Source organism: Pseudoxanthomonas sp. LjRoot127 (genome assembly GCF_964253495.1).
Lineage (GTDB): Bacteria > Pseudomonadota > Gammaproteobacteria > Xanthomonadales > Xanthomonadaceae > Pseudoxanthomonas_A.
This window is the reverse complement of sequence record NZ_CAXUQR020000001.1, coordinates 520,240-534,006: the sequence shown is the minus strand read 5'-3', so window position 1 is coordinate 534,006 and position 13,767 is coordinate 520,240. Positions and strand designations below refer to the sequence as shown.

Sequence of the window (13,767 nt, the reverse complement as noted above, 5' to 3'; positions counted from 1 at the left end):
CTCCGACCATCCAAGGACTTTCGCCATGTCGAAGCGCACGACGCCGCTGTTGCTCGCGATGGTGCTCGCCGTATCGGCGGGTACTGCCTTCGCCCGCGAAGCGCACATCCGCCATCCGTTCCTCGCCCAGCAGCCGAAGGCCGCGCCGGACGAGGTGCTGCTGGCCGTGGAGATTCCCGCGGGCAGTTTCACCAAGTACGAGATCAACGACGAAGGCCTGGTCTTCGTAGACCGTTTCCAGTCGATGCCGGTGGCGTATCCGGCCAACTACGGTTCGATGCCGCGCACGCTGGCCGGCGACGGCGACCCACTGGATGCGCTGGTGCTGACGCGCGAGCCCCTGCATCCGGGCGTGCTGGTGAAGTTCCGGCCGATCGGCGTGCTGCGCATGCTCGATGATGGGAGGCACGACGAAAAGATCATCGGCGTGCCGACCGACAAGATCGATCCGACCTATGCCGGCATCCGCGACCTGTCCGACCTGCCGGAGATCGAACGGCAACGCATCGAGGCCTTCTTCCGTGTCTACAAGGACCTGCCCAAGGGCCGCAATCCGGTGCAGCTCAACGGCTATGGCGATGCGAAGGAAGCGAAGGCGCTGATCCAGGCCTCGCTGGATCGCTTCACCGCACAACCGTAGGGTGGGCCTTGGCCCACCATCCACATGCGCGATCAACGGTGGGTCAAGACCCACCCTACGAAAGAAAAAGGCGAGCCGAGGCTCGCCTTTTTCGTCGCATCCGCCGTGCCGATCAGGCCGCCTCGGCCTGACTGATGCGCGGGCCTTCGCGCAGCGCCTTGCCCACCATGCCGACCAGCAGGTCCAGCTCTTCGCCATCGATGGCGAAGTGCGGGGTGAAGCGCAGCGAGTTCGCGCCGCCGTGGATGACGTTCAGGCCCTGCTGGCGCAGCCATTCCTCGGTCGAACCGGTGCCGTAGCACTTGAACGCCGGCGACAGCTCGCACGAGAACAGCAGGCCGGTGCCCTGCACGTTGGTGATCAGGCCGCCGAGCTCCGCCTGCAGCTGCTGCAGCTTCTGCACCGCTTCGACGCCACGCTTGCGGATGTTCTCGCGCACCTGAGGGGTCAGCTGGGACAGCGTGGCGCACGCAACGTCGAGCGCGCGCGGGTTGGTCGTCATCGTGTTGCCGTACACGCCCTTGCGGTACAGGCCGGCGGCGCGCTCGTTCACGGCGAGCACCGACAGCGGGTACTGCGCGGCGTTGAGCGCCTTGGAGTAGGTTTCCATGTCCGGCGCATCCAGGCCCTCGAAGCCCGGGTAGTCGACGATGGACAGCACGCCATGCGCGCGCAGGCCGGCCTGGATCGAATCCACCAGGAACAGGCTGCCGTGGCTACGGGTCAGTTCGCGGGCGGCCGCGTAGAACGCCGGCGGCACCGAACGGCCCGGGTCGCCTTCGCCCATCACCGGCTCCAGGAACACGGCTTCGACGAACCAGCCCTTGGCCTCGGCGTCGGCGAAGGCCTGCTTCAGCGCATCCACGTCGTACGGCGGGATGGCGATGACGGAATCTTCGCCGCGGTAGCTGGCCAGGTGCTGCTGGTAGGACTTGCGCGAGGAATCCGAGTACAGCGCCGGGCGTTCGGTGCGGCCATGGAAGCTGCCCTTCACCACGATGCGCTTGATGGTGCGGCCGGCGTGGCGGCCGTCCGGGTCGGTCATCAGCTTGCTGTTGATGTCGGCGATGCGCGCGGCCAGGCCGACGGATTCGGAACCCGAGTTGAGGCACAGGAACTTCGCGAACGGGCAGCCGCCACGGGTATGGCCGATCTCCTTGCGCAGGGCGCGATCGAAGCGCAGCTGCGACAGGCTGGGGGTCATGATGTTGGCCATCACCTGCGGACGGGCCATCGCGTCCATCACCGCGGCCGGGGTATGGCCGAAGCCGAGCATGCCGTAGCCGCCCGCGTCGTACAGCACCGCACCGTTGAGGGTGACCACCCACGGACCACGCGCGGCCAGTGCGATATAGGGGTTGATCGCGTCATCGGCATAGAAGTTGACATAGCCGGCCTGCACGGCGCGCAGCTGCTCGGTTTCGTCCAGGTCGAACAGCTCGGAGAACTCGTCCTTCAGGCGCGCGTGTTCGGCGGCGGCGGCCTCGATCACGGCGGCCAGGTCCGGATGGCCCTTGGCCAGGCGTTCGATGGCGGCATCGTCCAGGCCGAGGGTCAGGCGCTGGCCCGTGTGGGCGCGCAGGGGGGCGAGGGCATCGGTGAGGGCCATGGGAATCTCCGGCTGCAGGCGGCAAACCCGTATTATCGGGAATAATTCGTCATTTGACAGTTGTGAACTGCGCGCATTTAGAGGATATTTCGTCGATTCGACGAAGCGCGCCTGATCAATGAAGCTCACCGATGCCGACCAGCAACTGCTCTCAATGCTGCGTGAGAACGCGCGTGCTTCCACGGCGCAGATTGCCCGCCGGCTGAACCTGTCGCGCACCACGGTGCAGAGCCGCATCGAGCGGCTGGAACGGGAGGGCGTGATCAGCGGTTACACCGTCCGCGTCCATGACGAGTACGACCGCAGCCACCTGCGCGCGCACATCATGATTGCCGTGCATCCGAAGCAGATGACCTCGGTGGTCGCCGCCCTGCGCGCGATGCCGGAACTGCGCGTGCTGCATTCGGTCAGCGGCAGCCACGACCTGATCGCCATCGGTGCGGTGCCGAGCGTGGGCGACATGGACGTGCTGACCGACCGCATCGGCGCGCTGGATGGCGTGGAGCGCACCACCTCGTCCATCGTGCTGTCGACCAAGTTCGAGCGCTGAGTGGGCGCGGGCCGCGCGGGCCGGTCACGTACAATGCACGCCCCCGCAAGGCCCCGCACGTGAAGAAGTCCGATTTCCATTTCGAGTTGCCCGAGGCGCTGATAGCCCAGGCGCCGCTGCCGGAGCGTTCCGCCAGCCGGCTGCTGGTCGTGCCGCCGGGCGAAGTGCCGTTCGTGGACCGCCACGTGCGCGACCTGCCCGAGTGGGTGCGGCCCGGTGACCTGCTGGTGTTCAACGACACGCGCGTGATCCCGGCGCGACTGTTCGGGCAGAAGGAAAGCGGCGGACGGGTCGAGATCCTGATCGAGCGCCTGCTGCCGGACAACGCGGCGCGCGCCCAGGTCGGTGCCAGCAAGTCGCCCAAGCCCGGTAGCCGCATCCAGCTGGATGCCGGCGGCGAGGCGGAGGTGGTTGGCCGCGACGGCGAGTTCTACCAGTTGCGCTTCCATGTGCCCGGCGCACTCGAAAGCTGGCTGCAGAAGGCCGGTCGCCTGCCGTTGCCGCCCTATATCCAGCGTGAGCCCGGCCAGGACGACGACGAGCGCTACCAGACCGTGTTCGCGCGCGAACTGGGCGCGGTCGCTGCGCCGACCGCCGGCCTGCACTTCGACGACGCATTGCTGGCCACGTTGCGTGAGCAAGGCGTGGAGTTCGGCCACGTGACCCTGCATGTCGGTGCCGGCACCTTCCAGCCGATGCGCGTGGACAACATCCACGAGCACCACATGCACAGCGAATGGCTGAACGTGGGTGCGGCGTTGGTCGAGCAGGTGCGTGCGACGCGTGCCCGCGGTGGGCGCGTGATCGCGGTGGGCACCACGGTCGTGCGTGCGCTGGAATCCGCCATGCGGGACGGCGAACTGCACCCCTTCGCCGGCGAGACCCAGATATTCATCTTCCCCGGCTACCGCATCCGCAGCGTCGATGCGATGGTCACCAATTTCCACCTGCCGGAAAGCACGCTGCTGATGCTGGTCAGCGCGTTCGCCGGCAAGGACCGGATCATGGCCGCCTATGCCCATGCGGTGCGCGAGCAGTACCGGTTCTTTTCCTATGGAGACGCGATGCTGCTGTTCCCGGAGACGGCCGCATGAGCCGCATGTCCTTCGACCTGCTGGCCACCGACGGTGCCGCGCGCCGCGGACGCCTGACGTTCCCGCGCGGCACCATCGAAACGCCCGCGTTCATGCCTGTGGGCACGTACGGCTCGGTGAAGGGCATCCTGCCGGAGCATGTCGAGGACCTGGGCGCCGAGATCATCCTCGGCAACACGTTCCACCTGTACCTGCGGCCCGGCCTGGACGTGATCGGTGCGCACGGCGGCCTGCACGGCTTCGCTCGCTGGAACAGGCCGATCCTCACCGATTCGGGCGGGTTCCAGGTGTTCTCGCTGGCGCACCGGCGCAAGATCACCGAGCAGGGCGTGACGTTCGCCTCGCCGGTGGACGGCAGCAAGGTGTTCCTGGGCCCCGAAGAGAGCATGAACATCCAGCGCGTGCTGGGCTCGGACATTGTGATGATTTTCGACGAGTGCCCGCCGGTGAACGTCGATGGCAAGCCGGTCGACCCGCGGGTGATCGAACGGTCGATGGAACTGTCGCTGCGCTGGGCCGAGCGTTCGAAGCGCGCACATGAAGGCAACGACGCTGCGCTGTTCGGCATCGTGCAGGGCGGCGTGCACCATCACCTGCGCTCGCGATCGGCGGATGGACTGAAGGCGATCGGATTCGATGGTTACGCGATCGGCGGACTCGCGGTGGGCGAGACCGAACAGGAGCGCAACGCCACGCTGGACCACACGTGCCCGCAATTGCCGACGGACCAGCCGCGCTACCTGATGGGCGTGGGCCGGCCGGAGGACCTGGTGGAAGCGGTGGCGCGCGGCGTGGACATGTTCGACTGCGTCATGCCGACCCGCAACGCGCGCAACGGCCACTATTTCACCTCGTTCGGCACGGTACGCATCCGCAATTCCAAGTACGAGCACGACTTGCAGCCGATCGAGCCCGGCTGCGGCTGCTATGCCTGCCGCAACGGCTTCACCCGCAGCTATCTGCGCCACCTGGACCGTTGCAATGAAATGCTCGCTCCCATGCTCGGCACCCTGCACAACCTCTGGTACTACCAGCAGGTGATGGCGCAGATGCGCGCGGCCATCGCCGAAGGACGATTCGCCGACTTCCGGGCCGCTTTCTACGCGGCCCGCGGGATCGTTCCGGCGCCGTAGTCCGGATACCGGGCCGCACGCCGCCAGAGGCTTCTGTAGGGGCGGGCCATGCCCGCGATGATCTCCTTCGGCCGTCCGGAAGGGCATCGCGCCCGTGGGGCGCTCCTGAAGGCTTCGTGGCGGAGGCGAAGTCCTCTGCGGTGCATGTCCGGACCGCCGGCCGGGAACCATCCGGCGCCGACGCGGTCTTTTCCGGTCCGGGCTGACTGGGGAGGCCGGGCGGGCCTTCCCGGCGCGTGGCATAATCCCCGGCTGCTTTTCATACCCAATGGACAAGTCCATGAATCTGCTTGAGTTCTTCGTTGCCCCCGTGATCGCCCAGGCCGCCCCGGCCCAGCAGGGCATGGGCGGCTTCGGCCTGCTGATGCCGATCGCGCTGATCGCCATCATGTACTTCCTGATGATCCGCCCGCAGATGAAGCGCGCCAAGGAGCACCGCTCCATGCTGGACAAGCTGTCCAAGGGCGACGAAGTCATCACCTCGGGTGGCATCGCAGGCACCGTCACCGACATCGGCGACAACTTCGTGACCCTGGAAGTGGCCGACAACGTGCGCGTCCGCGTGCAGAAGGCCGCCGTCGGCAATGTGCTGCCGAAGGGCACCCTGAAGTCCGCCTGATCCGTTTCCTCGCGCCGGCGGGTCTGGCCCGCGCGATTCCCGCTGTTCCGAACCACCGCTGAGCGCATGCCCGGGAAGGGTCTGCGCGGGTTGCCACGATGCTTGAATTCCCTCGCTGGAAATACGTCCTGATCCTGATCGTCGTGTTGGCGAGCGCGCTGTACGCGCTTCCCAACCTTTACCCCCAGGACCCCTCCGTGCAGATCACCGCCAATCGCGGCTTCGCCGTCGATGACGCGCTGCGTGCCCGCGTCGATACCGCACTGAAGCAGGCGGGCGTGCAGCCCAAGCAGGTCGAGGTCGACGACGGCACCCTGCTGGTCCGCCTGCCCGGCCTGGACGCGCAGACCAAGGCCAACGACGCACTGCGCCAGGCACTGGGCGAGGACTATCTGGTGGCGCTGAACCTGGCATCCACGGTGCCCGACTGGCTGGGCAAGCTCGGTGCGCGTTCGATGGTGCAGGGCCTGGACCTGCAGGGCGGCGTGCACTTCGTGATGCAGGTCGACCAGAAGGCTGCGCTGGACAAGCGCATCGATGGCTATCTGGAAGACGTGCGCGTCACCCTGCGCGACAAGCGCATCCGCTATACGGCGGTCGAGCGGCGCCCCGACAACACGCTGCTCGTGACGCTCGCGGATGGCGAGGACGTGGCCGCGGCGCAGCAGGCGCTGGCGCAGACCCTGAGTGCGCGCGGTGGCAACGCCGGCACGCTCGCGGCAGGCGCCGGCCTGACCTATCAGGCGAGCGGCAACCAGATCACCATCGGACTGCCGCAGGCGGAGCTGGACCAGATCGCCTCCGAGGCGATCGAGCAGAACCTCACCACCCTGCGCAATCGCGTCAACGAGATCGGTGTCGCCGAGCCCATCATCCAGCGCCAGGGCAACGATCGCGTCGTCGTGCAGCTGCCCGGCGTGCAGGACACCGCCGAAGCCAAGCGCCTGATCGGCGCCACCGCCACGCTGGAATTCCGCGCCGTGGTGGAAGGCAATGCTGCCGACGCCGTGGCCAGCGGCCGCATCCCGCCGGAAGCCAAGGTCTACCAGCTGCGCGACAACGCCGGTCCGGTGCTGCTCAACAAGCGCGTGCTCGCTTCGGGCGACGAGATGGTCAATGCCCGCGTGGGCGTCGACAACAACGGCCTGCCCGCGGTCGACGTGACCCTCAACAACATCGCCGGCCAGCGGATGTTCGACTACACCAGCGCCAACGTCGGCAAGCTGATGTCGGTCGTCTACATCGAGCGCGTCCCGACGGTGACGATGGTCGACGGCAAGGAAGTGCGCAGCGTGCGCGTGCGCGAGGAAGCCCTGGCGCCGACCCGCATCGCCGGCGTGTTCGGCAAGAACTTCCAGACGACCGGCCTGGAAAAGACCGAGGCCGACAACCTGGCCAAGCTGTTGCGTGCCGGTTCCCTGGCCGCGCCGATGGACTTCATCGAGGAGCGCGTGGTCGGCCCCAGCCTGGGCGCCGAGAACGTGGCCCGCGGCACCAAGGCGGTGGTGTACTCCTTCATCTTCGCGCTCGCGTTCTTCCTGGTGTACTACCGGATGTTCGGCGTGATCACCTGCGTGGCGCTGTTGCTCAACCTGGTGATGGTGGTCGCGGTGATGTCGTTGTTCGGCGCCACCATGACGCTGCCCGGCTTCGCCGGCCTGGCCCTGACCATCGGCATGTCCGTTGACGCGAACGTGCTGATCAACGAGCGCATACGCGAAGAATTGCGGGCGGGCGTGCCGCCGCTGGCCGCCATCGCCACCGGCTACGACAAGGCGTCGGGCACCATCTTCGACTCCAACATGACCGCGCTGCTGGCGGGCGTGGCGCTGTACGCGTTCGGCACCGGCCCACTGAAGGGCTTTGCCATCACGATGGTGATCGGCATCCTGACCTCGGTGTTCACCGCCGTGACCGTCTCGCGCGGCCTGGCCACCCTGATCTACGGCCGCCGCCGAAAGCTGAAGTCGCTGGCCATCTGACGAGAGCAACCGAACCATGAAACTCTTCCCGCTGCATCTCGTCCCCAACGACACCCGCATCGACTTCATGCGGCTGCGCTGGATCTCGATTTCCATCGCCGTGATCATGGCCGTGGTGGCGATCGGCGCCATCGCCTTCAAGGGATTCAACTTCGCGCTCGACTTCACCGGTGGCACCGTGGTGGAACTGCGCTTCCAGAAGGCGCCCGATGTGGATGCCGTGCGCTCGCGCCTGGAGACGGCCGGCTACGGCAGCGCCCAGGTCCAGACCTTCGGCACGGGCAGCGACCTGCTGGTCCGCCTGCAGCCACGGGAAGAAGCGGCGGCCGAAGAGGGCCCCGCCGGCCTGGATGCCACCAACCGCACCGCGCAGGACGTCGTCCGCCTGGCATCCAGCCCGGACAATCAGGCGACGGTGATGCGCAGCGAATTCGTCGGCCCCCAGGTCGGCAAGGAGCTGGCGCTGAACGGCTTGTACACGCTGCTGTTCGTGGTGGTGGGGTTCCTGATCTACATCGCCGCGCGCTTCGAATGGAAGTTCGCCGTGGCGGCCATCGTCACCACCCTGCACGACGTGCTGATCTGCGCCGGCTTCTTCGCGCTGACCGGCCGCGAGTTCGACCTGACCATCCTGGCCGGCCTGCTGTCGGTGATGGGCTTCTCGATCAACGACACCATCGTCGTGTTCGACCGCGTGCGCGAGAACTTCCGCAGCCTGCGCGTGGAGCCGGTCGAAGTGCTGAACCGCTCGGTCAACCAGACCCTGTCCCGCACGATCATCACCTCGTTCGTCGCGTTCCTGACGGTGCTGGCGCTGTACCTGTATGGCGGCGGCTCGCTGGAAGGCATGGCGATCTCGCAGATGATCGGCATCGTGATCGGCACGGTCTCCTCGATCTTCGTGGCCTGCCCGTTGCTGACCCTCGGCTTCCTGAAGGTCACCAAGCAGGACCTGATGCCGAAGGCCAAGGACGAAGCGTTGCTGGCGCGTCGCCCGTAAGCGGCGTCGTTCAGGTACGAAAAAGGCCACGCAATGCGTGGCCTTTTCTTTGGGCGACTTCTGTAGGAGCGACGTCAGTCGCGACCGCACGGCCAGATCGAAAGGATCACATGGTCCGGCGACGGTCGATCAGGTCAGGCGAACGCTTGGCCGACGCTTCCCGCATGTTCCGGTTTCCGGTCGCGACTCAGGTCGCTCCTACAGGTACAAGCAGGCGATCAGCCGTTGAACGAAGCCGCGTAACCCGACGAGACGATCGTCTTCTGCAGCGCTTCGGCCACCTTGAGGTTGCCGGCCACGATCTGGCGGGGCAGGGCGGTTCGTCCGTCGATCTTGCCGAGCGCGGCGCCACGGAAGTCGCAGACCTTGCCACCGGCTTCGCGCACCAGCAGCACGCCGGCCGCGATGTCCCAGTCCTTCACGCCGGCCTCGAAGTAGGCATCGACGCGACCGCAGGCCACGTAGGCCAGGTCGAGCGCGGCCGAGCCGGTACGGCGGATGTCCTCGGCGTGCACCAGCAACTCGCGCACGCATTCCAGCTGCGCACCGGCACGGGCGCGCTCGCGCGGGGGGAAGCCGGTGGTGATGACGGTGCCGGCCAGGTCCTTGCGGTCGGCCACGCGGATGCGGCGCTCGTTGAGCTGGGCGCCGGCGCCGCGGCTGGCGGTGAACAGGTCGTTGCGCAGCGGATCGAAGATCACCGCATCGGTGGGTTCGCCGTTGTCCACCAGCGCGATGGACACGCAGTAATGCGGGAAGCCGCGCAGGTAGTTGCTGGTGCCATCGAGCGGGTCGATCACGAAGGTGTAGCGGCCGTTGATCTGGGCGCCGCTTTCCTCGCCGACGAAGCCGTAATCCGGGTAGGCCCGGCGCAGCTCCTTGATGATGACCTTCTCGGCATCGGCATCGACTTCGCTTGCGTAGTCCATCCGCTCCTTCTGCACCACGTTCAGCGCATCCAGCTTGTTGATGCTGCGCAACAGCACGTTGCCTGCCAGGCGGGCGGCCTTGGTCATGACGGTGACGACGGGCTTCTGCATGCGAACGAACCTCGGACAGGCGTGGGGTGGGGCAAACGAGTGGAAAAGAGCAGCACGGCGCAGTGGCCGGCCCGCGCAGTTTACCATTTGCCTCCATGAACACGCCCGTTTCCGTTCCCGATTCCGTCTCCCCGGCCACGGCCGCCCGCCTGCGCGTCGTGCTGGTCGGCACCCAGCACCCCGGCAACATCGGCGCCGCCGCGCGCGCACTGAAGACGATGGGCCTCGCCCGGCTTGTGCTGGTGGCCCCCGAGGACTATCCGGCCGAAGAGGCTTACCGGCGCGCCGCCGGCGCCGATGACCTGCTCGGCGATGCCCCCGTCGTGGCCACGTTGGCCGAGGCCGTGGCGGATTGCCACCTGGTCCTGGGGTGCACCGCGCGCAGCCGCCGCGTGCAGCTCGAGGAGCACGCGCCGCGGCAGGCCGCCGCGCTCGCGGTCGGCCGGGCCTCCGAAGGCGGCGAAGTGGCGCTGGTGTTCGGTCGCGAGCGTACCGGCCTGAGCAACGAGGAGCTGCAGCTCTGCCATGCCGCCGTGCACATCCCGGCCAATCCCGCCTACAGCTCGTTGAACCTGGCGGCCGCCGTGCAGGTCCTGGCCTACGAGCTCAGGCTCGCCTTGCTGGAAGGCGCGGTGCCGACGCCTGCGGAACCGCGTCACCCGGACGATGTGCCCGCCAGCCATGCCCACATGGAGGGGTTCTTCGGCCAGTTGGGCGACACGCTGGACGCGATCGATTTCCACAAGGGGCGCACACCCGATTCGGCGATGCGCAAGCTGCGCCGCCTGTTCGCCAAGGCCGACCTGAACGAGCAGGAGGTGCGCCTGCTGCGCGGCATCCTGGCCGACGCGCAGCGCATGGCCCGACTGGCGGGCGATCGCGGGACCGGATCACTGTCTTGAGCTCACGTTTTCCGATAGGCTGCCGCCATCGTTCTGGCGGGCGCCTATCGTTGCGTACAACCTGGTTCAGCCTGGCGCTGGCCGCGATCGGCGCAGCCCTGCTCCCCGCCACCATCGTCCCGGCCAACGCCGCGGGCGATGAGCGCGTCCTGGTCCTCGGCCGCATCAGCGACGATCCGAAGGCGCACTACGAACAGCTGAAGCCGCTGCTGGACTATGTGGTCCCGCGCATGCGCGATGTCGGCATCACCGAAGGCCGCATCCTGATGGCGCGCGACGCGCAGCAGATGACCAGCTACCTGCGCCGCGGCCGGGTGGACTGGGTCACCGAGACGGCGGGTACCGGCATGCGGCTGCAGGAGCGCGCCGGCGCGCGGCCGTTGCTGCTCACCGAGCGGGGTGGCGTCAGCCGCTACCACGGCGTGTTCTTCGTCCGGCGCGACAGCGGACTTGAGCGCCTGACCGACCTGAAGGGGCGGACGGTGGCGTTCCAGAACACCGCATCGACCAGTGCCTACTTCGCGCCATCGGTCGCCTTGCTGGATGCGGGGCAGCGGATGGAGATCCTGCTCTCGCCGATGGACCGGCCCTCGGCCGACTCGGTCGGTTATGTGTTCGCCCGCTCCGAGCTCAACATCGCGGCCTGGGTGCACAAGCGCCTGGTCGATGCCGGCGTGGTCAGCAACCTGGACTGGGACGATGTGCGACGCATGCCGCCGGCATTCCGCCGCGACTTCCGCGTGATCCACGAGACGCAGGATTTCCCGCGCGCGCTCGAGATGGTGCGTGGCGACCTGGACCCCCGGGTGGAGGCGCGACTGCGCGAGGTGCTGCTGGAGGCGGCCAGCGATCCCGCTGCGCGCGACGCGCTGAACGTCTTCTTCCGCACCACCCGCTTCCTGCCGGTCGATCCTGCATCGCAGCAGGCGCTCGACGACCTGCGCCGTGGCGTGACCCGCGTCCGGGAGCAGGTCGAATGAAGCCATTGAAATTCGGCCTGCAGGCGCGCTTCCTCGCCGCGATGGCCCTGATGCTGGTGGTGGTGATCGCGCTGCTCGGTACGCTGCTGCACCGCCAGAAGGTGATGCAGCAGGAAGTCGCGGACCTCGGCCGCGAAGCGATGCACGGCATGGTCGAAGACAGCCTGCGCCGCCACGGCGAGGCCACCGTCGACCAGTTGGGCGATGCGCTGGCCAATCCGCTGTACTACTTCGACCTGGACACCATCGGCAGCATCGTCCGTTCCGCCCAGAAGGAGCCTGACGTCAGCTACGTGCTGGTCTACGACAACCAGGGCCGGATCATCCACGACGGTACCGCCGACATCGCGGTGTACGGGCAGACCATGACCGATCCGCTGGCCTACGAAGCGGTGAATGCGCGCAGCATGCACACGCAGTGGTCGGCGCAGATCGTGGACGTGTCCGAACCGATCATGATCGGCAGCGAGCGCATCGGCGGCGTGCGCGTGGGCTATTCGGTGGCCTCCGTGCGTGCGTACGAAGAAAAGGCGATCACTGCCGCGCGCGAGCGCCTCAACGAACTCGGCGCGCGCCACCTGGGCTGGATCGCGTTGTTGCTCGCCGCGCTGGTGGCGGTGTGCGTGACCATCATGGTGTACGCGCAGCGCACGCTGGTCAGGCCGATTCGCGAGCTGGCGCGCGCGGCGCACGACATCGAAGTAGGCAACTACAACGGCGAGCGCATGGCCAGCGAACGCCAGGACGAAGTGGGCGAGCTCGTCCGTGCGTTCGGCACGATGAGCGACAGCATCGCGCGGCACGACCGCGACGTGCGACGCATGGCCTACACCGATTCGCTGACCGGTCTGACCAACCGGCTGGCGTTCCGTGAAAGCCTGGACCATCGCTTGATGATGTTGCGCGGCGCCGGCCGCCAGCTGGCGCTGCTGTTCGCCGACATCGACGACTTCAAGCGCGTCAACGACACGCTGGGCCACGAGGCCGGCGACGAGGTCCTGCAGCAGTTCGCGCACCGCATCCGCGACGCGGTCGAACTGATGGGCGGCGACGATGCGCTGCTCGCGCGCTTCGGTGGCGACGAATTCGTGATCCTGATCCAGGACGGCGACGTGCGCGGCAGCGCGACCCGCCTGGCGGAGAAACTGGTCGCGGAGCTGGGTCGCCCGATCGTCGTGCAGGAACGCCAGGTATTCCTGGGCACCTCGATCGGCATCACGCTGTTCCCGGAGGATGCCTCCGGCGCCACCGCGCTGATGAAGAACGGTGACATCGCGATGTACCAGGCCAAGGTGGCGGGCAAGAACTGCTACCGCTTCTACAGCCGCGCGATGGACCAGGCCGTCGAACGCCGCGTGCGCATGGAGCAGGAACTGCGGGGCGCGTGGGAGCGCGGCGAACTCAGCCTGATGTACCAGCCGGTATTCCGCATGGCCGACAGCCGCATCGTCGGTGCTGAAGCGTTGTTGCGCTGGCAACATCCGGAGCTTGGCATGGTGGCGCCGTCGGTGTTCATCGATGTGGCCGAACAGAGCGGACTGATCGAGAGCATCGGTCCGCGCGTGCTGCGTGCCGCCTGTGCCGCGGCCGCGCGCTGGAGCACCGAACGCGACGCGCTGGATCCGTTGTTCGTCTCGGTCAACGTGTCGCCGCGCCAGTTGCGCAGCGGCGACCTGCCGGATGTGGTCGCAGAGTGCCTGCGCGACACCGGCCTGGCGGCATCGCGCCTGCACCTGGAGCTGACCGAGACCGCCGTCATCAGCGACGAGGCGCACGCCAGCGCGCTGCTGGCCACGCTGCACCGCACCGGCGTGAAGGTGTGGCTGGACGACTTCGGCACCGGCTTCTCCGGGCTGAGCCACCTGCGCCGCGTGCCCGTGGACGGCGTGAAGATCGACCGCAGCTTCATCGCCGACATGCTGCGCGACCCGGACGACCTGGCGCTGACCACCGCGATCATCGCCATGGCGCACTCGCTGGGCATCACCGTCGTCGCCGAGGGTGTTGAGAAGGAAGGCCAGTTCAACCTGCTGCGCGAGCGCGGCTGCGACCTGGCACAGGGTTACTGGCTGGGATATCCGGTGACTGCGGCGGAGTTCGCGCAGCTGATCGCCTGAAGCACGTCCGCCGGGGCCGCCGTGGGAGCGACGTCAGTCGCGATGACGTGCCGCTGAGGAGAGGCTCGCGACTTACGTCGCTCCCACAGCAGCGCGACTTG

General features: G+C 67.6%; 12 protein-coding genes. 10 read left to right on the top strand and 2 right to left on the bottom strand.

The annotated features are described in order from the left end of the window. Positions 1-58 precede the first annotated feature (58 nt). Complete coding sequence (locus ACSQ19_RS02535; protein ID WP_436001064.1) at positions 59-640, top strand: inorganic diphosphatase; 582 nt, start codon at positions 59-61, stop codon at positions 638-640. Positions 641-752: 112 nt separating this feature from the next. Here the strand turns inward: ACSQ19_RS02535 and ACSQ19_RS02530 are convergent, their stop codons facing one another. Continuing rightward, the gene (locus ACSQ19_RS02530) at positions 753-2,249 is read right to left on the bottom strand and encodes an aminotransferase class III-fold pyridoxal phosphate-dependent enzyme (RefSeq protein ID WP_435999796.1); all 1,497 of its coding nucleotides are present in this window, start codon (positions 2,247-2,249) and stop codon (positions 753-755) included. 118 nt (positions 2,250-2,367) lie between these two features. Between ACSQ19_RS02530 and ACSQ19_RS02525 the strand changes: the two genes are divergently transcribed. From ACSQ19_RS02525 to secF, 6 genes are all read left to right on the top strand, one after another. Continuing rightward, the gene (locus tag ACSQ19_RS02525; RefSeq protein ID WP_192269829.1) at positions 2,368-2,799 is read left to right on the top strand and encodes an Lrp/AsnC family transcriptional regulator; all 432 of its coding nucleotides are present in this window, start codon (positions 2,368-2,370) and stop codon (positions 2,797-2,799) included. 59 nt (positions 2,800-2,858) lie between these two features. Continuing rightward, entirely contained in the window at positions 2,859-3,893 is a 1,035-nt protein-coding gene (queA, locus tag ACSQ19_RS02520; protein WP_296282538.1) for a tRNA preQ1(34) S-adenosylmethionine ribosyltransferase-isomerase QueA, read from the top strand. Further along, on the top strand, positions 3,890-5,026 hold the full coding sequence (tgt, locus tag ACSQ19_RS02515; protein WP_435999794.1) for a tRNA guanosine(34) transglycosylase Tgt: 1,137 nt from the start codon (positions 3,890-3,892) through the stop codon (positions 5,024-5,026). Before queA ends, tgt begins: the two co-directional genes overlap by 4 nt. A gap of 280 nt (positions 5,027-5,306) precedes the next feature. Continuing rightward, positions 5,307-5,645, top strand: coding sequence for a preprotein translocase subunit YajC (gene yajC, locus ACSQ19_RS02510; protein WP_296282536.1), 339 nt, complete (start codon positions 5,307-5,309; stop codon positions 5,643-5,645). Between the two features lie 98 nt (positions 5,646-5,743). Next, positions 5,744-7,627: a protein translocase subunit SecD gene (gene secD / locus ACSQ19_RS02505; protein WP_296282535.1), complete on the top strand. Its 1,884-nt coding sequence runs from the start codon at positions 5,744-5,746 to the stop codon at positions 7,625-7,627. A 16-nt stretch (positions 7,628-7,643) separates the two neighbouring features. Then, the gene (gene secF, locus ACSQ19_RS02500) at positions 7,644-8,627 is read left to right on the top strand and encodes a protein translocase subunit SecF (protein ID WP_296282534.1); all 984 of its coding nucleotides are present in this window, start codon (positions 7,644-7,646) and stop codon (positions 8,625-8,627) included. 218 nt (positions 8,628-8,845) lie between these two features. On the opposite strand, the gene ACSQ19_RS02495 is transcribed toward secF, so the two are convergent. Beyond that, complete coding sequence (locus ACSQ19_RS02495; RefSeq protein ID WP_296282533.1) at positions 8,846-9,667, bottom strand: inositol monophosphatase family protein; 822 nt, start codon at positions 9,665-9,667, stop codon at positions 8,846-8,848. 95 nt (positions 9,668-9,762) lie between these two features. On the opposite strand from ACSQ19_RS02495, the gene ACSQ19_RS02490 reads away from it, so the two are divergent. From ACSQ19_RS02490 to ACSQ19_RS02480, 3 genes are read left to right on the top strand one after another with little or no spacing between them, the layout of a single operon-like run. Next, entirely contained in the window at positions 9,763-10,569 is an 807-nt protein-coding gene (locus tag ACSQ19_RS02490) for an RNA methyltransferase (protein ID WP_435999790.1), read from the top strand. 50 nt (positions 10,570-10,619) lie between these two features. Beyond that, positions 10,620-11,549: a phosphate/phosphite/phosphonate ABC transporter substrate-binding protein gene (locus ACSQ19_RS02485; protein ID WP_435999788.1), complete on the top strand. Its 930-nt coding sequence runs from the start codon at positions 10,620-10,622 to the stop codon at positions 11,547-11,549. After that, a complete protein-coding gene (locus tag ACSQ19_RS02480; protein ID WP_296282531.1) occupies positions 11,546-13,666 on the top strand; it encodes a putative bifunctional diguanylate cyclase/phosphodiesterase in 2,121 nt (706 codons plus the stop codon). Before ACSQ19_RS02485 ends, ACSQ19_RS02480 begins: the two co-directional genes overlap by 4 nt. The last annotated feature ends 101 nt before the right edge of the window (positions 13,667-13,767 follow it).

Bases quoted from the DNA above. Each gene is read 5' to 3' on its own strand.
- secF (WP_296282534.1), top strand. From the start codon at position 7,644: ATGAAACTCTTCCCGCTGCATCTCGTCCCCAACGACACCCGCATCGAC.
- ACSQ19_RS02530 (WP_435999796.1), bottom strand. From the start codon at position 2,249: ATGGCCCTCACCGATGCCCTCGCCCCCCTGCGCGCCCACACGGGCCAG.
- ACSQ19_RS02490 (WP_435999790.1), top strand. From the start codon at position 9,763: ATGAACACGCCCGTTTCCGTTCCCGATTCCGTCTCCCCGGCCACGGCC.
- tgt (WP_435999794.1), top strand. From the start codon at position 3,890: ATGAGCCGCATGTCCTTCGACCTGCTGGCCACCGACGGTGCCGCGCGC.
- ACSQ19_RS02480 (WP_296282531.1), top strand. From the start codon at position 11,546: ATGAAGCCATTGAAATTCGGCCTGCAGGCGCGCTTCCTCGCCGCGATG.
- ACSQ19_RS02495 (WP_296282533.1), bottom strand. From the start codon at position 9,667: ATGCAGAAGCCCGTCGTCACCGTCATGACCAAGGCCGCCCGCCTGGCA.
- secD (WP_296282535.1), top strand. From the start codon at position 5,744: ATGCTTGAATTCCCTCGCTGGAAATACGTCCTGATCCTGATCGTCGTG.
- ACSQ19_RS02525 (WP_192269829.1), top strand. From the start codon at position 2,368: ATGAAGCTCACCGATGCCGACCAGCAACTGCTCTCAATGCTGCGTGAG.
- yajC (WP_296282536.1), top strand. From the start codon at position 5,307: ATGAATCTGCTTGAGTTCTTCGTTGCCCCCGTGATCGCCCAGGCCGCC.
- ACSQ19_RS02535 (WP_436001064.1), top strand. From the start codon at position 59: ATGGTGCTCGCCGTATCGGCGGGTACTGCCTTCGCCCGCGAAGCGCAC.